Source organism: Cohnella abietis (genome assembly GCF_004295585.1).
GTDB lineage: Bacteria > Bacillota > Bacilli > Paenibacillales > Paenibacillaceae > Cohnella > Cohnella abietis.
Genome location: NZ_AP019400.1, coordinates 4,277,162 through 4,297,444, shown reverse-complemented (window position 1 = coordinate 4,297,444; position 20,283 = coordinate 4,277,162). Strand labels below are relative to the sequence as shown.

25 protein-coding genes are annotated in these 20,283 nt (G+C 44.9%); all 25 read left to right on the top strand.

Going from position 1 to position 20,283, the window contains the following annotated elements:
* Positions 1-14: 14 nt before the first annotated feature.
* The 25 genes from hslU (at position 15) to flhB (ending at position 20,161) form a co-directional block, all read left to right on the top strand.
* The gene (gene hslU, locus KCTCHS21_RS18815; protein WP_130611785.1) at positions 15-1,403 is read left to right on the top strand and encodes an ATP-dependent protease ATPase subunit HslU; all 1,389 of its coding nucleotides are present in this window, start codon (positions 15-17) and stop codon (positions 1,401-1,403) included.
* A gap of 74 nt (positions 1,404-1,477) precedes the next feature.
* Positions 1,478-2,248, top strand: coding sequence for a GTP-sensing pleiotropic transcriptional regulator CodY (gene codY, locus KCTCHS21_RS18810; RefSeq protein WP_130611782.1), 771 nt, complete (start codon positions 1,478-1,480; stop codon positions 2,246-2,248).
* Between the two features lie 247 nt (positions 2,249-2,495).
* Positions 2,496-2,909 (top strand): flagellar basal body rod protein FlgB, encoded by a 414-nt coding sequence (flgB, locus tag KCTCHS21_RS18805; RefSeq protein WP_130611779.1) that lies wholly within the window; start codon positions 2,496-2,498, stop codon positions 2,907-2,909.
* A 3-nt stretch (positions 2,910-2,912) separates the two neighbouring features.
* Positions 2,913-3,356: a flagellar basal body rod protein FlgC gene (gene flgC, locus KCTCHS21_RS18800; protein WP_130611776.1), complete on the top strand. Its 444-nt coding sequence runs from the start codon at positions 2,913-2,915 to the stop codon at positions 3,354-3,356.
* 44 nt (positions 3,357-3,400) lie between these two features.
* Positions 3,401-3,703 carry a flagellar hook-basal body complex protein FliE gene (gene fliE / locus KCTCHS21_RS18795; RefSeq protein WP_130611773.1) on the top strand — a complete coding sequence of 101 codons (303 nt, stop codon included), beginning with the start codon at positions 3,401-3,403 and terminating at the stop codon, positions 3,701-3,703.
* 87 nt (positions 3,704-3,790) lie between these two features.
* A complete protein-coding gene (fliF, locus tag KCTCHS21_RS18790; protein WP_130611770.1) occupies positions 3,791-5,359 on the top strand; it encodes a flagellar basal-body MS-ring/collar protein FliF in 1,569 nt (522 codons plus the stop codon).
* 11 nt (positions 5,360-5,370) lie between these two features.
* On the top strand, positions 5,371-6,381 hold the full coding sequence (gene fliG / locus KCTCHS21_RS18785) for a flagellar motor switch protein FliG (protein ID WP_130611767.1): 1,011 nt from the start codon (positions 5,371-5,373) through the stop codon (positions 6,379-6,381).
* Positions 6,374-7,216, top strand: a complete 843-nt coding sequence (gene fliH, locus KCTCHS21_RS18780) for a flagellar assembly protein FliH (RefSeq protein WP_130611764.1) — start codon at positions 6,374-6,376, stop codon at positions 7,214-7,216. Before fliG ends, fliH begins: the two co-directional genes overlap by 8 nt.
* Positions 7,203-8,522, top strand: coding sequence for a flagellar protein export ATPase FliI (gene fliI, locus KCTCHS21_RS18775; protein WP_130611760.1), 1,320 nt, complete (start codon positions 7,203-7,205; stop codon positions 8,520-8,522). Before fliH ends, fliI begins: the two co-directional genes overlap by 14 nt.
* 12 nt (positions 8,523-8,534) lie before the next feature.
* On the top strand, positions 8,535-8,981 hold the full coding sequence (gene fliJ / locus KCTCHS21_RS18770) for a flagellar export protein FliJ (protein WP_130611756.1): 447 nt from the start codon (positions 8,535-8,537) through the stop codon (positions 8,979-8,981).
* A gap of 44 nt (positions 8,982-9,025) precedes the next feature.
* Positions 9,026-9,937, top strand: a complete 912-nt coding sequence (locus KCTCHS21_RS18765; RefSeq protein WP_130611753.1) for a MotE family protein — start codon at positions 9,026-9,028, stop codon at positions 9,935-9,937.
* Positions 9,938-9,970: 33 nt separating this feature from the next.
* A complete protein-coding gene (locus KCTCHS21_RS18760; RefSeq protein ID WP_130611749.1) occupies positions 9,971-11,383 on the top strand; it encodes a flagellar hook-length control protein FliK in 1,413 nt (470 codons plus the stop codon).
* Between the two features lie 23 nt (positions 11,384-11,406).
* A complete protein-coding gene (locus KCTCHS21_RS18755; RefSeq protein ID WP_130611746.1) occupies positions 11,407-11,874 on the top strand; it encodes a flagellar hook capping FlgD N-terminal domain-containing protein in 468 nt (155 codons plus the stop codon).
* Positions 11,867-12,253, top strand: a complete 387-nt coding sequence (locus KCTCHS21_RS18750) for a TIGR02530 family flagellar biosynthesis protein (protein ID WP_130611743.1) — start codon at positions 11,867-11,869, stop codon at positions 12,251-12,253. The genes KCTCHS21_RS18755 and KCTCHS21_RS18750 overlap by 8 nt, the downstream gene beginning before the upstream one ends.
* Positions 12,254-12,346: 93 nt before the next feature.
* Entirely contained in the window at positions 12,347-13,168 is an 822-nt protein-coding gene (flgG, locus tag KCTCHS21_RS18745) for a flagellar basal body rod protein FlgG (protein ID WP_130611740.1), read from the top strand.
* A 61-nt stretch (positions 13,169-13,229) separates the two neighbouring features.
* A complete protein-coding gene (locus tag KCTCHS21_RS18740) occupies positions 13,230-13,463 on the top strand; it encodes a flagellar FlbD family protein (protein WP_130611737.1) in 234 nt (77 codons plus the stop codon).
* Positions 13,460-13,942, top strand: a complete 483-nt coding sequence (locus KCTCHS21_RS18735) for a flagellar basal body-associated FliL family protein (RefSeq protein WP_130611734.1) — start codon at positions 13,460-13,462, stop codon at positions 13,940-13,942. Before KCTCHS21_RS18740 ends, KCTCHS21_RS18735 begins: the two co-directional genes overlap by 4 nt.
* 94 nt (positions 13,943-14,036) lie before the next feature.
* Positions 14,037-15,038 (top strand): flagellar motor switch protein FliM, encoded by a 1,002-nt coding sequence (gene fliM / locus KCTCHS21_RS18730; RefSeq protein WP_130611731.1) that lies wholly within the window; start codon positions 14,037-14,039, stop codon positions 15,036-15,038.
* On the top strand, positions 15,028-16,251 hold the full coding sequence (fliY, locus tag KCTCHS21_RS18725; RefSeq protein WP_130611728.1) for a flagellar motor switch phosphatase FliY: 1,224 nt from the start codon (positions 15,028-15,030) through the stop codon (positions 16,249-16,251). Before fliM ends, fliY begins: the two co-directional genes overlap by 11 nt.
* Positions 16,252-16,272: 21 nt before the next feature.
* Positions 16,273-16,635, top strand: coding sequence for a response regulator (locus tag KCTCHS21_RS18720; protein ID WP_130611725.1), 363 nt, complete (start codon positions 16,273-16,275; stop codon positions 16,633-16,635).
* Positions 16,636-16,661: 26 nt separating this feature from the next.
* Positions 16,662-17,204, top strand: a complete 543-nt coding sequence (locus KCTCHS21_RS18715) for a flagellar biosynthetic protein FliO (protein WP_130611722.1) — start codon at positions 16,662-16,664, stop codon at positions 17,202-17,204.
* Positions 17,201-17,947 (top strand): flagellar type III secretion system pore protein FliP, encoded by a 747-nt coding sequence (gene fliP / locus KCTCHS21_RS18710; RefSeq protein WP_130611719.1) that lies wholly within the window; start codon positions 17,201-17,203, stop codon positions 17,945-17,947. Before KCTCHS21_RS18715 ends, fliP begins: the two co-directional genes overlap by 4 nt.
* Before the next feature lie 33 nt (positions 17,948-17,980).
* Positions 17,981-18,250, top strand: coding sequence for a flagellar biosynthesis protein FliQ (gene fliQ / locus KCTCHS21_RS18705; RefSeq protein ID WP_130611716.1), 270 nt, complete (start codon positions 17,981-17,983; stop codon positions 18,248-18,250).
* 6 nt (positions 18,251-18,256) lie between these two features.
* The gene (fliR, locus tag KCTCHS21_RS18700) at positions 18,257-19,048 is read left to right on the top strand and encodes a flagellar biosynthetic protein FliR (RefSeq protein ID WP_130611713.1); all 792 of its coding nucleotides are present in this window, start codon (positions 18,257-18,259) and stop codon (positions 19,046-19,048) included.
* A gap of 24 nt (positions 19,049-19,072) precedes the next feature.
* Complete coding sequence (flhB, locus tag KCTCHS21_RS18695) at positions 19,073-20,161, top strand: flagellar biosynthesis protein FlhB (RefSeq protein ID WP_130611710.1); 1,089 nt, start codon at positions 19,073-19,075, stop codon at positions 20,159-20,161.
* The last annotated feature ends 122 nt before the right edge of the window (positions 20,162-20,283 follow it).

Below are 20,283 nucleotides of genomic sequence, written 5' to 3'. Positions count from 1 at the left end.
AAGGAGAGAATCCCATGAACGATACGCTGACTCCCCGCCAAATCGTGGCTGAGCTAGATAAATATATTGTAGGTCAAAAACCAGCTAAGCGTTCAGTAGCTGTTGCTTTACGTAATCGTTACCGTCGCAACCGCTTGCCAGAAGAAATACGTGATGAAGTTGTGCCTAAAAATATTTTGATGATTGGACCAACTGGTGTCGGTAAGACGGAAATCGCACGTAGGCTGGCTAAGCTGGTTCATGCTCCATTTATTAAAATAGAGGCGACGAAATTTACTGAAGTCGGTTACGTAGGCAGAGATGTTGAATCCATGGTTAGGGATTTGGTTGAAACAGCTATACGCATGGTGAAGGAGGAGCGGACAGAGAAGGTTAAGGACAAAGCTGAGAAAGCTGCCAATGAGCGACTTGCTGTTTTACTGGTCCCATCTCCATCCAAACCGAAATCACAGAAAAACCCTTTAGAAATGTTGTTTGGCGGCATGACTACCCCAAGCGATGAGCCAGAGCCAGTTGATCCTAGTCTTCAGGACAAAAGACGAGAAACCAAAGCTAAGTTGGATGCCGGTAGCTTGGAAAATGAAACGATAGAGATTGAGGTTGAAGACAACTCGCCGAACATGATGGATATGCTCGGAGGCCCTGGACAAGAGCAGATGGGCAATATGCAGGAAATGCTAGGTCAGTTTCTACCGAAACGTCGTAAAAAGCGTCGTCTTACCGTCAAGGAGGCGCGCAAAGTATTGATCGTCGAGGAAGCTAATAAGCTGATTGATATGGATGATGTTATTTCCGAATCTGTTAGAAGGGCTGAGCAATCGGGAATCATCTTTATTGATGAGATAGATAAGATTGCTAGCCAGGGACGCGGACAGGGGCCTGACGTCTCTCGTGAAGGGGTACAGAGGGATATTCTACCTATCGTAGAGGGATCGACTGTCATGACCAAGTACGGCCCTGTCAAAACTGACTACGTGCTCTTCATAGCAGCTGGAGCATTTCATGTGGCTAAGCCTTCGGATTTAATTCCAGAGCTGCAAGGGCGCTTTCCTATTCGTGTTGAACTTAGCAGCCTGACAGATGAGGATTTCATACGTATTCTGACTGAGCCTGAGAATGCATTAACGAAACAGTATACGGCGCTGCTACAAACCGAGGGGATCAAGGTGACCTTCACTGATACGGCGATTTCTGAGCTGGCTCGTATGGCGCAAGAGGTCAATCACAATACGGAGAACATCGGTGCGCGCAGACTTCATACGCTTCTTGAGAAGCTGCTTGAGGATTTGTCCTTTGAAGCACCAGAGCTGCAGCTTGAAGAGATGGAGATTACGCCGGAATACGTACGTGAGAAGCTAGCAAGTATTGCAAGTAATCGTGATTTGAGTCAATATATTTTATAACTATAAACGTGTACCGCCGTCCTATGGACGGCGGAATCGTTACTTGCTCGTCGCATTAGGAGGAAGCTGAAATCATGACGCTGTTGATGAAAATTCGGACGCTCAACAAAGTTCTGCACAAGGCCGCGGGTAAGCCGCTTAGCTTTCGTGAGATGGCTGAAGGACTGCAGGAAACGATGCAAGGGAATGTATTCGTGCTCAGCAGAAGAGGAAAAGTATTGGGAACAGCGCATTCTGTCGAATTTTCAGATATGTGGCTACGTAAGGATAATTCTAATGAATTAAGATTCCCAGTAGAAACGAATGAACGATTATTACGTATTTTTGAGACTGCCGCTAATATTTCTGCGCATGAAGGTATTCTATCCCCACTTGAAGCCGCTTTTGATAATGGCATTGTAACCATTGTTCCGATTATAGGTGGCGGAGATAGACTTGGTACTTTAGTCTTATCTAGAAAAGTTGAATCTTTTGGTGACGATGATCTGATTTTGGCTGAATACGGCTCTACAATAATAGGTATGGAGATACTTAGAGAGCGTATAGAAGAGAGAGAATCAGAGGCGAGAAATAAAGCGATTGTGTCTGTTGCGGTTAACTCTCTTTCCTTCAGTGAGATGGAGGCTGTCGAGCAAATAATTGAGAAACTTGAAGGAAAAGAAGGGCTCCTGGTCGCTTCTCAAATTGCGGATCGAGCAGGAATTACTAGGTCAGTAATTGTTAATGCTCTTCGAAAGCTAGAGAGTGCTGGTGTTATTGAAACTCGTTCTCTAGGTATGAAAGGAACATATATTCGCATTCTGAATCCTCAATTGCTTTTGGAGCTGGAGCACCGAAAAAATTAATTGATTCGTTCACTAAATGTTAAAGAAGCCCAATCTTAATCCAAAGATTAGGGCTTTTTTCTTATTGTCACGAGACTCTATGTCGTAGATGATGTTCTTAGAAAATTTTAATATGTCACATTGTGTTGTAATTATGATTAAAACAAGAAAATTGTCGACTCTAGCAGGAATTTGTAATCTACGCGTGGAATTACAAGTTTGATGAATTATGATGAAGTTCTCATGTAAGAGTGAAGGGGCGATAGAAATGGAATTATTAGGCGGCGCTGCTTTTCATCGCTTAGAAGGTGCAATTGATGCCGCAGCCATGAGACAGCGGGTACTTGCCAACAATATTGCAAATAAGGATACTCCATATTTTAAGAGATCTGATGTTGCTTTTGAGGAAGCATTAAGCCAGGCAATTGGCAGCCAAGGTACGAAGGCTCTTGCAGGTAAAATGACAAATCCGCTCCATATTCCAATCAATAACTCTTTCCGAATCCAGTCTCCGCAAGTCATTACGGAGCAATCGACCTCTATTACTAATGATCGTAATAATGTTGACGTAGATAAGGAAATGTCTTTGCTTGCGGAGAATCAGCTTCGTTACAACCTAATGAGTCAGCAGGTTAACCACGATATGAAGATGATGAAAATCGGTATACAAGGGAGTGCTTAATGAATGAAGCTTGGCGGATTTGATATTAGCGCTTCGGCTTTGACTGCCCAGCGGCTCAGGATGGACGTTATATCGGCCAATATCGCGAATGCGGAAACGACTCGCGCAGGATATGTAAATGGTCAATTCGTCCCTTATCGGCGCAAGATGGTTGTCATGGATGCGATGCAGCCTAAGTTTCAAGATTTATTGAATGCGAAGATGAATGGAACGTCTGCACAAGGAGTGCGAGTTACGGCCATTAAGGAAGATTCTTCACCATTCAAGCAGGTTTACAATCCCTCACATCCCGATGCAGATCCGAATGGTATGGTCTATATGCCTAATGTTGATATGTTGAAAGAGCAGGTTGACCTATTGGAGGCCTCACGCTCCTATGAGGCGAATGTAACAGCGCTTAACGCCAGGAAGTCTATGTTTATGAAGGCGTTGGAAATGGGTCGCTAATTTCTTACTACTATTCGACTACGAAATGAAAGAGGGGCTTTAGCGTGATTACGAACTCAATAATTTCACCTGTTGGGATATTACCCAACATAAATACAATTCAAACAAAGGCAACTCCGGCTGAAGCAACAGAGAGCTTTGCTACTTTTCTAAAGAGCGCGATAGACGGTGTGGCTGCTCAAGAAAAAAATGTACATAAATTAAACGATCAATTTCTAATAGGCGAAGTTGATGAGAATAAAGTCATCATGGCATCCATACAGGCTGAATTAAGCTTGTCTTTAACTTCCCAGGTTCGTAATAAGGTCGTAGAGGCTTATCAAGAAATCATGCGTATGCAAATGTAGTGTTTGAACGATGTAGTAAACACGCAACAGGACGAACGCGGCAGGGTCCGCTTCTCTTGTTGTGCCAACCGCAGGTGAGGTGAAATTGTGAACGAGAAGTGGGCACAGGTTCGAGAAAAAGTAGTTAGTTTCTGGAACCAGTACAGCAAAGCGCAAAAATGGGTTCTGGCGTCAACGGCAGCCCTATTGTTATTTGCAATCATAATATTAACGTATTTGTTCACAAGAACAGAGTATGAACTCGCCTTTCAGAACTTGGACAGCACCGATGCAGCTGCCATTATGGAGTATTTGGACGGCAGCGGAATCAGTTATAAAATGAATGACGCTGGAACAAGCATTTCGGTTCCTAGCGCTTCTGCTACTAAGGTAAAAGTTTATATTGGGTCGCAAGGACTAATTCAGAACGGATCCATCGGGTTCGACGATTTAAGCAAGTCTTCGTCTACGATAGGTACAACGGATCAGGAGTTTAAGGTTAAATTCCGTAACGCTTTGAATGGAGAAATTCAGCAATTGCTCTTAAGCAAGCAAGGGGTAACTAGAGTCAAAGCTATCGTAACCTTACCTGCGGATTCCGTATTTCTTAACGAATCAGACAAAGATAAGGCGACAGCAGCTGTCGTTATGACCTTTAAGCCGGGCTTTCGTCCTAAACAGGAAGAAGTAGATAGCTACTATAATCTTGTTAAATCGGCAGTACCTAAGCTAGATGTTAAAGACATTACGATTAGCAGCAGTACAGGGGATTTGACCCCTTCCAACGGAATGGGTGGATCAGGAGTTGGGGGAGGCCAAGTATTTGAAACCCAATTTGCAATCCAGAAAGAGTTTGAGAATAGTCTGAAAAGAAATATTCAGCAATTTCTATATCCGATTGTTGGTATGGATAACTTAGTTGTAAGTGTTGTTTCCTCTTTGAATTTCGATAAGAAAATTTCGAAGGAGGAGCTAGTTCAGCCACTGCCCGACAATGATAATAAGGGAATTGTTATTAGTGAGCAAAATTCTAGCGAGACGTATACCGGGCAGGATGGACAAACTGGTGGCGTTGCAGGCACTGGGCAAAATGATATTAGTAACTATCCAGGTAGCGGTGGTTCTGGGTCATCATCCTCGGAGAAGGTTTCAAGCACTCTAAACTTTGAAGTCAACCGAATTACTAATAATATCGACTTTGGTCCTTATAAAGTGAAGGATTTATCGATATTTGTTGGCGTCGATGATGGGAAAATGACTCCTGAGAAGCTAGCCGAAATTCAAGGTCTACTTCTACGGAGTGCGAGAGTACTTCTTGCCGAGTCAGGTCTAGATTTGACTGACGAAGCTTTGGGGCAGAGAGTATCCGTTCTTTCGCAATCATTCTCTGGCAATGATGTGTCTAGTGGTGGAATATCATCCTCGACATACTGGTTGGCGGGTGCAGGTTTACTTGCTCTTGCTCTGCTTGGCGGAGGCGGTTATCTTGTGTCTCGTCGTCGTAAGGAGGCACGGGAAGCGGCTGAGCTTGCCGCTATGCCACGAGTTGAGATGCCTACTATCGATATAGACAATGTTTCCAATGAGAGCCAAGTGCGCAAGCAGCTGGAAAGCTTAGCCAAACGTAAACCGGATGAATTCGTTAACTTACTCCGGACATGGCTAGTGGATGAATAGAGGTGGCAGTTATGGCTAAGGGAACCCAATTAACCGGTAGGCAGAAAGCAGCCATTTTGCTTATCACGCTCGGACCGGAAGTGTCCGCGCAAGTGTTCAAGCACTTGCGCGATGATGAGATTGAGCAGTTGACGTTAGAAATTGCTAATGTCCGTAAAGTAGATGGCGGAGAAAAGGAAATGATTCTTAGCGAGTTTCATCAGATATGCGTCGCGCAGGAATACATTACCCAAGGTGGAATTACGTACGCCAAGGAAATATTGGAGAAGGCACTTGGCTCTCAACGAGCTTTGGACATTCTCAATAGGTTGACAGCAACTTTGCAGGTACGTCCATTCGACTTTGCCCGCAAAGCTGAGCCTTCACAAATTCTAAACTTTATTCAAAATGAAAATTCACAAACAATAGCATTGGTCCTTTCTTACTTGCAGCCTGATCAATCATCTGCAGTGCTATCATCGCTACCTCAGGAAAAACAAGCTGAGGTTGCTCGTCGAATTGCATTGATGGATAGCACTTCACCAGAAATTATCTCGCAAGTAGAAAGAGTGCTCGAGCAGAAGCTTTCCGCTACAGTTACTCAAGATTACACTAATGCGGGCGGTATAGAGGCTATCGTGCAGATTTTGAATGGCGTAGACCGGGGTACGGAAAGAACGATCTTGGACTCGTTGGAAATTCAGGATCCGGAGCTGGCAGAGGAAATCAAGAAGCGGATGTTCGTGTTCGAGGATATTGTCAATCTCGACAACCGTTCCATTCAGCGAATCGTGCGGGATATCGAGACTGCAGATCTTCAATTGGCGCTTAAAGTGGCAAGTGAAGAGGTTAGAGAATCCATATTCCGTAACATGTCTAAGCGGATGGCCGAGACATTCAAGGAAGAGATGGAATACATGGGACCGGTGCGCTTACGCGATGTAGAAGAAGCACAGACTCGAATCGTAGCAACTATTCGCAAATTGGAAGAAGCCGGAGAGATCATTATCGCTCGTGGTGGAGGAGACGATATTATTGTCTAATCTCATCAAGTCCTCTCACGTAATCTCATTAGATGACCTTAAGAGACTAGAGATCATGCAGAGAATTCTACCTGTTTCGCAAAATATTTCCGAATCAGGTGTCGACAGCGAAGGAAATCCGACAATAGATGTCGAAACTCAAACATTAACAGATCGAATTATTAGCGATGCGGAACAAACGGCTCAACAGATTTTACAACAAGCTCAAGAGGCTGCAGCAGGCATTCGTGCTGCTGCTGAACAGGAAGCTGAAGCTTGGTGGCAATCCCGCAGAGAAGAAGATGAGCTCTTCCGAGAAGAGGTCAATCGTCAGGGCTATGATGAGGGCTATCACATCGGAGTCAAACAAGCGGAAGAAGATCTTAAGCTCGATTGGGAGGCTCGCTTACATAGTGCTCAAGCAATAGTAGAGAAAGCTTACGAGACCAAAGAGACTTTAATTACTGAGGGCGAATCCTTTCTCGTAGAGCTTAGCTGTTCAATTGCAGAGAAAATCATTAACCGTAAGCTTTCCGAAGCACCTGAAATGGCCATGAAATTGTTTGAACAGGCTCTTTCACGTAGAAAAGAGCAGGGAGTTATCGTGCTTTGTGTATCACCTGCACAATTCGCTTTCGTGCAAGCTGCGAAGGATGAATTGATAGTTACATTGGATTCTCAGGCTGATCTGCAGATCGTTCCAGATTCATCGGTTAAAGATGGGGGCTGTATCGTTCGTTCATCGTTCGGTAGCATTGATGCGCGGGTGGATACGCAATTGGAAGCTATAAGAGAGCAACTGCTTAAAGTTGCCGCTCATGGTGCCGAGGAGGCAATGCACGATGCCAATCCTTGATATTAATCGGTACACGGAAACGCTTCGATTAATGGATCCTGTACGGGTGAATGGCAAGGTGACCCAGATCATTGGATTGACCGTAGAGTCGGAGGGGCCGGATGCCAGTATTGGCGATGTGTGTACAATCCATCCGGTAAAGGGCGGCAAGCCGGTTTTAGCGGAGGTTGTAGGCTTTCGTGATAATCGGGTGCTGCTCATGCCTCTCGGAGATCTTCATTCCGTAGGGCCAGGCTGTGATGTGGTTGCCACTGGAGGACCGCTTACCGTGCAGGTTGGCTCAGAGCTGCTTGGCAAGGTGCTTGATGGACTAGGTAAACCGTTGGATGGATCTGCCTTACCGGTCAGAATGCCTCATTACTCCACACATAATACACCTGGTAATCCTCTTAAACGGCCGAGAGTAACAACTCCTCTAGGAGTCGGCGTTAAGGCGATTGATGGATTGCTTACAGTAGGGCAAGGGCAGCGGGTAGGGATATTCGCTGGTTCCGGTGTGGGTAAAAGTACCCTGCTTGGTATGATAGCGAGGAATACTTCAGCAGATGTTAACGTTATTGCCTTAGTCGGTGAGCGTGGACGTGAGGTTCTGGAGTTTATTGAGAAGGATCTCGGTCCAGAAGGCTTAGCAAGATCAGTTGTCATTGTTGCAACATCGGATCAGCCTGCACTCGTTCGGATTAAAGGAGCTTTGATCGCCACTACGATCGCGGAATACTTCCGTGACCGAGGGATGAATGTCATGCTCATGATGGATTCGGTTACACGTTTTGCAATGGCAAAGCGCGAGGTCGGCTTAGCGATAGGTGAGCCCCCAGCAACTCGGGGTTATACACCATCGGTGTTCGCAGAGCTACCGAAGCTACTGGAACGTGCTGGAACAGGGCCTACCGGCTCGATAACAGCATTCTACACAGTGCTAGTAGACGGAGATGATATGAACGAGCCAATTGCGGATGCAGTTAGAGGGATATTGGATGGACATATCGTACTTCACCGTAACTTAGCTAATAAAGGTCATTTTCCAGCCATTGATGTTCTCTCTAGTGTGAGTCGTGTTATGAAAGACATCATAAGCGATGAGCAGCAAGGGGCTGCTGAGCAACTAAAGAGGCTGTTGTCGGTCTATCGTGAATCAGAGGATTTAATCAATATAGGCGCGTATCAACGGGGATCAAACCCAGAAATTGATAAGGCGATCCAATACTATGATTTAATCAAAGCCTTTACCCAGCAACGAACGAACGAGAAGGTTACGCTGCAGGAAGCGCAAGAACGGTTAGTTATCGATTTCTACAGGAGATGAGAATAAGCCAATATGTCATTTCGATATCCTTTGCAGAAAATCGTAGACCTGAAGGGCAGCGAGAAGTCGATGGCGGAGTGGGAATATGCTGCTGCGCTTGGGATATTAAGAAAAGAAGAAGAACGGCTTGCGGATTTACGTAATGAAAGAAGGGAAACGGAGCAGGCTTTGCAGGAAATTTCTATGAAGCCTACCCCGCTCACTAGTATAGTGCTGCTGCAGCGATACATTGATATCCTGGATGAAAGGATTTTCAAGCAGCTAGAGGGCGTTCGTTCAGCCGAGATTCAAGTCAGAAAGTGCCAAGGTCATCTGAAAGACAAGATGGTTGACGAGAAGGTATGGGTTAATGCAAGGGATAGGGCGCTTGAGCGCTTTAGGATCGAAAGATTAGCCAAGGAACAGAATGAACTGGATGAAATCGCAATGGTTCGGGCTGTTGCATCCTCTCGAAGGTAAAGCAATAGCTAAAGAACAAATTGCAGGAGAAGGGAGGGAGAATCGTGGCGAGCGCGGATGTGGAAAAAAGTAGTTACAGCGGCTTCGAACGATTTCTCTTTTTTGTTACCCCGATCTTGTTTACCGCTGTTTTGCTAGGCGTACTGCTCTTAATGTTTAACCCTGATTGGAGAAATGCTGCGCTCGAGATAGGTAATAAGATTCCGGTTATTAAATCAATCATTCCGGAACCGTCCAAGCCTGCTGAAGCTAGCACCAATACAGATGAACAACTGACAGTAAGCAATGCCAAAGCAAAAGTGGAGGAGCTGAACGCGCTTCTCGCGGATCGGGATTCGGCACTAAAGCAAGCAACGGAACAAACCGTACAGCAGAAAAAACAAATTGAGGATTTGCAGGGTAAAGTCGATTTGCTTACTAAAGACAGCTCAGAGAAGACCATTACAGCTGATGCTTATCATGCTCGTATTTCTTCACTAGCAAGTATGTACGCAAAGATGACACCAAGCAAAGCAGCACCGATATTTGAGAATATGACGTTGGATGAATCAGCACTCGTGCTTGGGGCAATGTCAGTTGCAGAGCGCGGACGTGTTCTTGAGCGAATGCAGCCTAAGAAAGCGGCTGACGTGACGATGAAGCTTAAGGATACCGACACCGTTGATGACCGCGAGGTTGCTGCCTTGCAATCGCGAATCAAGGAGTTGGAGCTTAAGGCAAGTGAAGGCTCATCTACATTGGACAATACTGAGCTCAATAAGACGTTCTCAGCAATGAAGCCTAAGAATGCGGCAATCCTACTCCTTCAGCTAGCAGGAACGAACCAATCCAAAGTGCTACGTATTCTAGGAGTACTGGACGATAAACCTCGTTCTGATATTTTATCGGCTATGTTAGATATTGATAAGAAGGTAACTACTGGGCTAGTTAGCAAACTAACGCCGGCTAATCCTTAAACATTCATCTGATAATGAGAGGAGGTGAAAAAAATGAACATGTCCATCACTTCAAGTCCATTATCATCTACTAAAGCTGTAAGTGGTTCATCCGGAAATGCATCTGGTTCTGCTGCGGGAAGTGGATTTGCAGGAGCATTAGTTCAAGCAATCGATGGAAGCAGTAATTCCAATGCAACTAAAGGCTCGACTTTACCAGCAGGATTAGCAGGCTTACTCGGCCAATTGAACTTGGAATCTTCTAGTAATACGTCGGAGGATTTGCTAACCATGTTAGCCAAGCTAGTCGATCAATTGCAGCAGCTAGAGCAGAGTGAAAAGCTTCCACAAGAGGCTGAGGATCAATTAGCATCGTTATTTGCTTCCTTACAGGGCTTAATGCAGCAGCAAGGACAAAGCCAATCTTCAAATGTACTTGTGCAAGAAATTGCAGTCACTACTCAAGCTCCATCAGAGCAGCCAATAACTCAAGGATCAAAGCCTGTTGTTCAAGTTCTTCGTGAAGCCTTACAGCAGCTATCATCGGTTATTGCATCTGGTAAGGATAGCTTGCAGTTACCTTCATCTTTTGCTGAAGAGCTTAAGAACGTATTGGATAAGCTGTTGCCTCAAGCAGCTAACGCTACTCCAATTAATGAAGCAGGAGCTGACAAGCTAACAACAGCTACGACTGCGACTAAATCCTCGACTGCTTCAGATTCGGGCACTGCCGTTCCGAAGGATGCACTAAACCAAACAGCAGCAGTAGTTCAAGAGCCTCGCCGTCCAATTCCAGCTCTAAGAGAGCCGTTATGGAGGGTCAACGTTGCGGGTGTTAACGAAGTTAAGGGACAGGAGAGCCAGCCGGCAATCGTTACGAATGTGGCAGCAGTAGAAACTGTAGCTAATTCTGAATCGCAGCCAGCATGGACCTTCATGCAAGGTGACTCGTTAGCGAACACTGATGTGGCTGCGGATAAAGCTACCGTTCCAGCTCAGGTTCCAGTGCAGCAATTCGCCCAGCAGATGGAGAAGTTTCTAGTTAAACAATTTCAATTGTCACAAGGCAACGGAGTATCTGAAGCCAAGCTTACTTTAACTCCAGAGCATCTTGGACAGGTTGACATTCGTATCGTCTTGCACAACGGTCAATTAACGGCACAGTTTATAACCGATAATGCAATGGCTCGCGATATGATCGAAAATCAAATGGCGCAGCTCAAAACAGCATTAAATGGTCAAGGCTTGCAGGTTGAAAGGCTTGAGGTTGTTCAGCAGCCTGCCTCTACAGGCACAGCTTTCATGCAGCAAGATAACCGCAATTCCAATTCTGGTAACGGAAAAGGATCTAATGGCCAAGAAAAAGGAGACTCTTACGAGGATCCAGCATTGTTCGCTGCAGAGCTTGAACGAACTTCCTTCTTGAAGGAATTCGGTTACGGAAGCTCATTAAATGTTACAGCGTAACATCGGCAAAGGAGGTGAATCCAATGGCTGGTAACAGTATTGGAACGTCTAATATTTGGCCTTATTATGCTGCACAGAACGTTAAAGCAGCGGCCAGAGAACCAGTAAAGCAGTTAGGCAAGGATGAATTTTTACAAATTCTCGTTACACAGCTGCGAAATCAAGATCCTATGCAGCCGATGCAAGACAAAGAATTCATCGCTCAAATGGCGCAATTCTCTTCCTTAGAGCAAACGATGAATATGGCTAAGGAAATTACCGCTCTTAAGCAATCGGCGGGAATGTCTGCGGGGCTAATAGGTAAAGAGGTATCGTGGACCGAAGAAGTTAAAAACGGTGTTGTCCAGCATACTGGAACGGTAAATTCGATTCTTTGGCGTGAAGGTGTTCAATATGTAAAAGTTGAGGACATTGAGGTGCCAATGAATAAAATCATTTCCATCGCTGAGCCATCTAAGGGCAGTGAGCCGGAGGTGAATGGGAATGAATGACCGGATCCTCGTTGGCCATCTGTCAACGGGTCGTACGGGACCGATTCAAGATAATCGCATAGCAAATCAGAGGAAGCAAGAAATAGCGAACTCGATTTCATTCCGCGAAATACTTAGCCAGCAGCAGTTGAAGTTCAGTCATCATGCCGAGCAGCGATTGCAGCAAAGAGGTATTGAATTGTTACCGGATCAAATCTCGCGAATTGCCAATGCCGTAGATCAGGCAGCAGCTAAAGGCGCCAAGGATTCATTAGTCTTATTTCAGAATATTGCCATGATCGTGAATGTCCCTAATCGCACTGTTGTTACTGCAATGGATGGCAACTCGATGAAGGAGCATATTTTCACACAAATCGATAGTGCAATAGTTGTAAGTTGAACCGGATGACGGGGCTGGTCCTGCCAAGGAAGCCCAAGGCCGCCGACCGATTGAAGCGGACCTATTCCAACCACTAATGGAGGTAGGCAATTCATGATACGTTCTATGTACTCAGGTGTTTCAGGTATGAGAGGTTTTCAAACAAAGCTTGATGTAATCGGTAATAACATTGCCAACGTAAACACTGTCGGGTTCAAAGCTGGACGAGTTATGTTCAAGGACATTTTGAGCCAATCGATGTCAGGTGTAACAGCTCCAGTAGAGGGAACTACAGGTGGTGTTAATGCGAAGCAAGTAGGGCTAGGCGTGGCGGTTTCATCTATTGATACTGTCCATTCAGCTGGGAGTGCAATGACTACCAGTAATGCCACGGATCTTCGTATCGATGGCGACGGATTTTTCATGGTTAAGACTTCTGCCGAGCAAGCTGTTCCTTATCTCACGAGAGCAGGAAACTTCACTCCCGATGCAGCTGGACAATTGGTTAATCCAGATGGAATGTTGCTTCTGAGCTTAGATGGAGAACCGATTACTCTGCCACGGGAAATTACTGCATTCAATATTTCTCAAGATGGTAGAATTATTCAAATCGATGCAGATGGTCTTGCAACGGACAGCGGTTTCCAAATCGGGCTGGCAAAGGTTTACAACCCGAATGGGTTGGAGAAGGTCGGAGGCAACATGTACCGACTAACACCAAATGCCAATCTTGAAAGTGAATTAATTACAGGAGCACCTTCCGACCCTGAACTTGGACTAGGAGCTATCATCTCAGGTCAACTTGAAATGTCTAATGTTGACTTAACGAACGAGTTCACGGAAATGATTGTTGCACAGCGCGGCTTCCAAGCGAACTCCAAAATTATCACGACATCTGATGAAGTATTACAAGAAATTGTTAACCTGAAACGGTAATTGATCTCCTACCTAGGGAGGGCTTAGCTCTCCCCCAGGTAGCATTGGGGGGGGCCCTGTAGTGATTTATGTCACGCGCCTAAATGGCAGCAAGTTTCATATTAACTCGTTATTGATTGAGACAGTGGAAGAAACACCAGACACCATAATTACGCTTACGACTGGAAAGAAATTTATTGTTACCGAAAATTCTTCGGATGTAATTCGGGAAACCCGGAATTACTTGCGCAGTATCGGTGTCTTAGGGGCAATTGTAAGCCCTGCGGACTCGCAATCGGAGGGAGCTACGTCATGAAAAAATTGTTGCCATGGCTCGTTTCGCTATTATTAGCGATTACGTTGATTGTCGTTGTCACCTTTTACTTCTGGACCACATTGTTCGGGGACAAAAAAGCTAAGGATCCTGACCAAGCGGCTAAGGAAATGGCTGAGAATGTACAAATCGAGCCGATATCTGCGGATGAATTGATTAATCGTACATCCGATTTAATAGATATCAAAACAAATCTCGCAGATAAAGACTATATCGTACAGATTAGCTTCTCGTTTACATTTAGCAGCGAGAAAACAAAAGATGAGTTTAACAAAATCAAAGAAAACAAAATCAAGCCGATCGTTAACCGTGCACTGTGGGTTATGTCCCCTGATGATATGAATGGAACTAAAGGTAAGGATCAGCTTACCGCTGGCCTAATTAATTCTATTAATGCAGTGCTGACAGAAGGCAAGCTGATGAATGTTGGAATTACCGATTTTATTATGATGCCTGTTTAATAGGGAAATCCCGCAGCATTGACTTTTGTCGGAACACTTTGGCTAATAGATGAAGCTTTTGTTTCACTAATGGTCTAAGAAAGGGGTGAGAGGTTTGGTAGATGTACTTTCGCAGAATGAGATTGATGCGTTGTTGGCGGCGCTCTCGTCAGGTGAAATGGATGCGGAAGAGCTCAAAAAGGAAGATACACAGAAAAAGGTCCGTGCCTATGATTTCAAACGCGCGGTGCGTTTTTCCAAAGATCATATCCGGAGCTTAACTCGAATACATGAGAATTTCGCACGATTTTTGACTACGTATTTCTCTGCACAGCTCCGAACATTTGTTCAGATTAACGTTGTTCAGGTTGAGCAGCTTCCCTATGACGAATTCATCCGTTCCATCCCTAAGATGACTGTGTTAAACATCTTTGAAGCGGAGCCGCTTGAAGGCCGGATGGTTCTAGAGGTACATCCCAACGTCGCTTTCGCCATGCTAGATAGGCTGCTTGGTGGTGGGGGAACCGCCCCTAGTAAGATCGGCAGCTTAACTGAAATTGAAACAATCATCATGGAGAAGATTTTCAGCAGAGCTCTAGAAAGCTTGCAAGAAGCTTGGAAAACAATAATTGATTTGCAACCGCGGTTAGAGGCATTAGAAACGAACCCGCAGTTTATGCAAATTGTTTCCCCTAATGAAACGATTGCTCTCATTTCTCTTAGCACGAAGATAGGCGACACAACAGGAATGATTAACTTATGTATACCGCATGTTGTCATTGAACCGATTATGCCAAGACTGTCAGTGCATCATTGGTTTGTATCCCAGAAAAAAACACGGGCTCCGGAAGAGCAGTTGATGCTTGAGCAAAGAGTGAATAAAGCCAAGCTCCCAATTATCGCTGAACTAGGTTCTTCCAAAATATCCGTGCAGGAGTTTCTAAACCTCTCTGTTGGGGATGTCATTGCCCTGCATAAGCCAACTGGTGAAGGTCTTGAAGTTAAGGTTGGGGACAAGGTGAAATTCATTGCCAGCCCGGGTACGGTGCGCGACAAAATGGCGATTCAAATCAACGAAATCGTCAGTGAAGGGGTAGATGAAATCCATGACGAGTAAAGACTATTTATCTCAGGAAGAGATTGATGCACTATTACGTCAATCCTCAGGCGGGGAAGATGAGGCACCAGCCGCTTCAAATGATACGACGCTTTCAATAGACGACTATTTGACTCCTCTAGAGCAGGATGCACTTGGAGAAATTGGTAACATCACTTTCGGAAGTGCCGCTACAGCACTCTCAACGTTGCTTGGTAAAAAGGTCGATATTACAACACCTACCGTTTCTACTATTCACCGTGAGGAGTTCGAGTCTGAGTTTCCTAAGCCTCATGTAGCTGTTCATGTTAGTTACGTTGAAGGCTTCGAGGGAATTAATTCTCTTGTCATTAAATCTCATGATGCACAGGTTATTGCCGATTTAATGCTTGGTGGGGAAGGTAATGTAACCTCTGAAGAGTTAAATGAGATACATATTAGTGCAGTGCAAGAAGCGATGAATCAGATGATGGGTTCTTCGGCTACTTCAATGTCGACGATTTTTAATCGAATGGTTAACATTTCGCCTCCAGGCATTGATATTATGGATGTCCGGAATAACTCCGGATTAACTAATATTCCGCAGGAAGATGTATTTGTTAAAATCTCCTTCAGACTTAAAATTGGGGATTTAATAGATTCATCCATCATGCAGCTATTGGCAGTTTCGTTCGCAAAAGAATTGGTCCGTTCATTGATGGGAAGCGTGGAGGATACATCCTCACAGCCAGTCGCTCAACCAGCAGCGCAGGTGGCACAGCCTGCCTATGCGGCTCCACCGACACCAGCACCGACCCCGGCACCAGCGCCGCCTGTGCAACAAGCGCCGCCTATGGTCGCAGCTCCGCAACAAGGTTATGCTGCTCCAACGCCTTCGTACCCGCAGACATTGGGTGGTGGAGTTAATCGGAATGTTAATGTTAACCCGGTTCAATTCGCCAACCTCCAAGGTGGGGGTTATACGCAAGGAGAAGAAACAAATCTTAATCTGTTGCTTGACATTCCTCTTAAAGTGACGGTAGAGTTGGGTCGCACCCAGAAACAGATCAAGGATATTTTGGAACTGTCCCAAGGCTCAATTATTGAGCTAGACAAACTGGCCGGCGAACCCGTCGACATCTTAGTAAACAGCAAACTGATCGCCAAAGGCGAAGTCGTCGTTATTGACGAGAATTTCGGTGTACGCGTAACCGATATCGTTAGTCAATGGGATCGAGTTCAAAAAATCCAATAAGCTCATCGGGAGGAAATTGATATGGCAAACCGCATTCTTATAGTAGACGACGCAGCATTCATGCGTATGATGATTCGTGATATTTTAACAAAAAATGGTTATGAGGTTGTTGGAGAAGCACCAGATGGAGCTCAAGCAATCGAGAAATACAAGGAACTAAACCCGGATCTTATCACAATGGATATCACCATGCCAGAAATGGATGGAATTACAGCTCTGAAGGAAATACGTAAGCTGGATACGAATGCTAAAGTCATTATGTGTTCTGCGATGGGGCAGCAAGCAATGGTAATTGATGCAATCCAAGCTGGAGCCAAGGACTTTATTGTTAAGCCTTTCCAAGCTGACCGCGTTATCGAAGCCATCAAGAAAACACTGGGTTAGGTTAAAGGCAGGAGTGTTGAGGATTCATGCGCACTTACGGGCTAGTAGATGAGCTTCCGGTATCGGGCTTCGCATCAGCTTGGGATTTAATCAAAATATTGTTCGTTCTCGGCCTTATAGTCGTCCTGATTGTTGTCACTTTACGGTTTCTGGCTAAACGCAATCGCGGATGGGGAATGAACAATTCGCTTCGTTCACTGGGAGGGTTTCCTCTCGGTTCGAACAAGTCGATGCAAATCGTAGAATGGAACAATCGGATTTATGTGCTTGGAATAGGAAATGACGTGACGCTATTGGAATCTATTACTGATCCTGATATTGTCGCTGCTTTGCTGGCTGAACACGATACTATGGCGGCCAATAGCGGAGTCGCACTACCTGAATGGCTTCGCAAATGGGCTAGTCGCAACAATCCGCCCACTGATGATGTTCCTTCCAAGGATGCAGGCGGCAAAGTAAGTTTCGAGCAAACCTTGGAGAACCGACTTCGCCAGGTTTCAGAAAGAAGGCAACGGGTGGAACAATTGTTGGAGGATAGCCGTTCTGGAGATGGGACGGACAAGCCATGAGAAAAAAACTTATTTATAGCTTTTTTACCATTCAAGCCTTACTGCTCGGTTTTCAGGCATCTGCATACGCTGATCCCATTATCGGTGTCACTCTTGGTGATGGGTCAGAGCCTGTTGGTGCTTCTGCCTTGTCCATGTTACTTCTCATTACAGTTCTTAGCTTGGCGCCTGCCATACTCGTGCTGATGACAAGCTTTACTAGAATTGTAATTGTACTTGGATTTGTACGGACATCACTGGGTACGCAGCAGATGCCACCGAATCAGGTGCTGATTGGATTAGCGCTCTTCATGACCCTATTCGTTATGGCACCGACGTTTTCAACTTTAAACGAGACAGCGTTGAAGCCATATCTAGCTGGTGAAATAAGTCAAACGGAAGCTTTGGAGAAGGCATCTGTGCCAATGAAGGAATTCATGTATAAGCATACTCGTGAGAAGGATTTATTGCTCTTCATGAATTATACGAAAACAGAAAAGCCGGCAACCTACCAGGACATTCCGATTACTGTACTTGTTCCAGCTTATGCAATAAGCGAATTAAAGACGGCTTTCCAGATGGGATTTATGATTTTCATACCATTTCTAGTTATTGATATGGTCGTTGCCAGTACACTAATGGCAATGGGGATGATGATGCTTCCACCCGTAATGATTTCGCTACCGTTCAAGATTTTGCTTTTTGTGCTAGTCGACGGATGGTATCTAGTCGTAAAGTCGCTGTTGACCAGCTTTAGCTCTTGATGCGCTGCGTAATCGTAAGGTAGGAGGGAGTTCATGAGCTCCGAGTTTATTATTGGATTAGCCGGTCAAGCATTGTTTACCGTGCTAAAGGTAAGTGCACCTATGCTTGGGGTTGGATTGATTGTCGGATTAATGGTCAGTATTTTTCAGGCGACGACGCAGATCCAAGAGCAGACCCTTGCATTTGTGCCCAAAATCATTGCTGTTTTCCTTTCTCTACTCATTTTCGGTCCATGGATCCTTAACATCATGATTGATTTCACGAGTCGGCTGCTAGGAAATCTTGCGAGCTACATTGGGTGACGTCGGATGGAACTAATCATGCAGGTACTCCCTGGCTTTCTGCTCGTTTTTTGTCGAATATCATCGTTTTTTATCGTCGCACCCATATTTTCTTCTAGAACGTTTCCTACTTTTATCAAAATCGGTCTAGCTTTCTTCGTGTCATTGATCGTCTTTTTGACTGTCGGGTTCGATTCTAAGGTCTTGGTGGATGCTACATACATATTAGCTATATTACGTGAGGTTTTTGCCGGACTGCTTATCGGATATACCTCTTACATTTTCTTTACGATTGTCCAGACTTCTGGTGCGCTTATGGATATGCAGATGGGTTTAGCGATGGCGAATATCGTGAACCCGGTTACGGGAACCTCGTCTCCTATTATGGGGAATTTGAAGTATATGCTGCTGATGCTTGTGTTTCTATCCATTAATGGCCATCATTACTTGCTTGCTGCCATCATGGATAGCTACAAATGGCTGCCGCTGGATAATCAACTATTTCAAATTTATTACGGGGGCCAGATTACGGAGTTTCTTGCAAGAACCTTTGCTGATACTTTCTTGGTAGCCTTGCAGATAGCAGCTCCAATTGTAGTTGCTATGTTTTTGACGGATTTTGGTTTGGCGTTACTTGCTCGAACCGCTCCGCAGTACAATGTGTTCGTCATTGGAATTCCTATCAAAATATTGGTCGGGTTATCATTGATGGTTCTTCTTCTTCCGGGCTTTAGCGCCCTGTTCCAGATTGTGTTCGACAATATGTTTGGCGCACTTGAAAAGCTTTTTACCCTCTTGAAATCATCCTCTAGAGCATAGGTGAACAGATGAGGAGGTGGTGTCATGCCCCGTAATCGCTTAAGGATGGATCTCCAATTGTTTTCAGGCGAGAAAACGGAGAAGGCGACACCGAAAAAGCGTCAGGAAAGCCGTAAAAAAGGGCAAGTAGCCAAGAGCTCTGAAATTCCTAGCTCACTTATTCTGCTTATGAGCATTTGCTGCTTGTTAATGCTAGGACCGTTTTTGCAGAAACAAGTGATCGTCATTTTCAGTGATATTTATTTGCACCGATTGAACATGGATGTAACAGAGCTTAATGTTCTTAGTCTATTTAATCATTATGCGATACAGATGCTTATCCTCTTGGCGCCTATTTTTATTATGGTTGTAATCATTGCATTTTCGGCTTATTACGTTCAAATCGGGTGGTTGTTCACTTTTGAGCCGTTGAAGCCAAAGCTTGAAAAGCTGAGCCCGTTAAAGGGCGCAAAAAATATTTTTGGTATTCGCTCTGTCGTTGAGTTTCTCAAAAGCTCAATGAAGTTAATTTCGGTGGGGCTCATTGTTTTTACAGTTCTATGGTCTCAAAAAAAGCGGTTATTGGATTTAGCTCATTTACCTGTCGAAGACATCTTCGCCTTTGTAACGAGCTTGACTGTTCGAATGGGAATATTCGTTGCCGCGCTCTTATTCATTCTTGCAATTGGTGATTTTATGTACCAGCGCTACGAATTCGAGAAAAACCTCAGGATGAGTAAGCAAGACATTAAAGATGAATACAAAAATTCTGAAGGTGACCCCTTAATTAAAGCGAAGATTAAGGAGCGTCAACGAAGAATGGCTCTTATGCGCATGATGCAGGAAGTGCCGAAAGCGGACGTTATTATTACAAATCCGACTCACTTTGCAGTAGCTCTTAAGTACGATAGTACCCAGATGGATGCACCTACAGTAATCGCTAAAGGACAAGACTATCTGGCCCTGAGAATTAGGGAAATTGCTAAACAAAACGATGTCATAATGATGGAAAATAAGCCGCTCGCCCGTGCGCTGTTTGAAAGAACGGAAGTAGGACAAAGCGTTCCCGGAGACCTCTTCCAAGCAGTAGCGGAAGTGCTGGCATACGTATATCGGCTCAAGGGCCGGCGTTAGTGAAGTAATAAGATCGGCTGGCTTACGAAAGAATGCAGAGGAAAAGGAATTGTCACGGAAAGTTTACGGCCGTCTTTAAAACCGAGTTGTAACCGACTAATAATTTCAAAAACAACTTGGTT

Bases quoted from the DNA above. Each gene is read 5' to 3' on its own strand.
- hslU (WP_130611785.1), top strand. From the start codon at position 15: ATGAACGATACGCTGACTCCCCGCCAAATCGTGGCTGAGCTAGATAAA.
- codY (WP_130611782.1), top strand. From the start codon at position 1,478: ATGACGCTGTTGATGAAAATTCGGACGCTCAACAAAGTTCTGCACAAG.
- flgB (WP_130611779.1), top strand. From the start codon at position 2,496: ATGGAATTATTAGGCGGCGCTGCTTTTCATCGCTTAGAAGGTGCAATT.
- flgC (WP_130611776.1), top strand. From the start codon at position 2,913: ATGAAGCTTGGCGGATTTGATATTAGCGCTTCGGCTTTGACTGCCCAG.
- fliG (WP_130611767.1), top strand. From the start codon at position 5,371: ATGGCTAAGGGAACCCAATTAACCGGTAGGCAGAAAGCAGCCATTTTG.
- fliI (WP_130611760.1), top strand. From the start codon at position 7,203: ATGCCAATCCTTGATATTAATCGGTACACGGAAACGCTTCGATTAATG.
- fliJ (WP_130611756.1), top strand. From the start codon at position 8,535: ATGTCATTTCGATATCCTTTGCAGAAAATCGTAGACCTGAAGGGCAGC.
- KCTCHS21_RS18760 (WP_130611749.1), top strand. From the start codon at position 9,971: ATGAACATGTCCATCACTTCAAGTCCATTATCATCTACTAAAGCTGTA.
- KCTCHS21_RS18755 (WP_130611746.1), top strand. From the start codon at position 11,407: ATGGCTGGTAACAGTATTGGAACGTCTAATATTTGGCCTTATTATGCT.
- KCTCHS21_RS18750 (WP_130611743.1), top strand. From the start codon at position 11,867: ATGAATGACCGGATCCTCGTTGGCCATCTGTCAACGGGTCGTACGGGA.
- flgG (WP_130611740.1), top strand. From the start codon at position 12,347: ATGATACGTTCTATGTACTCAGGTGTTTCAGGTATGAGAGGTTTTCAA.
- KCTCHS21_RS18735 (WP_130611734.1), top strand. From the start codon at position 13,460: ATGAAAAAATTGTTGCCATGGCTCGTTTCGCTATTATTAGCGATTACG.
- fliY (WP_130611728.1), top strand. From the start codon at position 15,028: ATGACGAGTAAAGACTATTTATCTCAGGAAGAGATTGATGCACTATTA.
- KCTCHS21_RS18720 (WP_130611725.1), top strand. From the start codon at position 16,273: ATGGCAAACCGCATTCTTATAGTAGACGACGCAGCATTCATGCGTATG.
- KCTCHS21_RS18715 (WP_130611722.1), top strand. From the start codon at position 16,662: ATGCGCACTTACGGGCTAGTAGATGAGCTTCCGGTATCGGGCTTCGCA.
- fliP (WP_130611719.1), top strand. From the start codon at position 17,201: ATGAGAAAAAAACTTATTTATAGCTTTTTTACCATTCAAGCCTTACTG.
- fliQ (WP_130611716.1), top strand. From the start codon at position 17,981: ATGAGCTCCGAGTTTATTATTGGATTAGCCGGTCAAGCATTGTTTACC.
- fliR (WP_130611713.1), top strand. From the start codon at position 18,257: ATGGAACTAATCATGCAGGTACTCCCTGGCTTTCTGCTCGTTTTTTGT.
- flhB (WP_130611710.1), top strand. From the start codon at position 19,073: ATGCCCCGTAATCGCTTAAGGATGGATCTCCAATTGTTTTCAGGCGAG.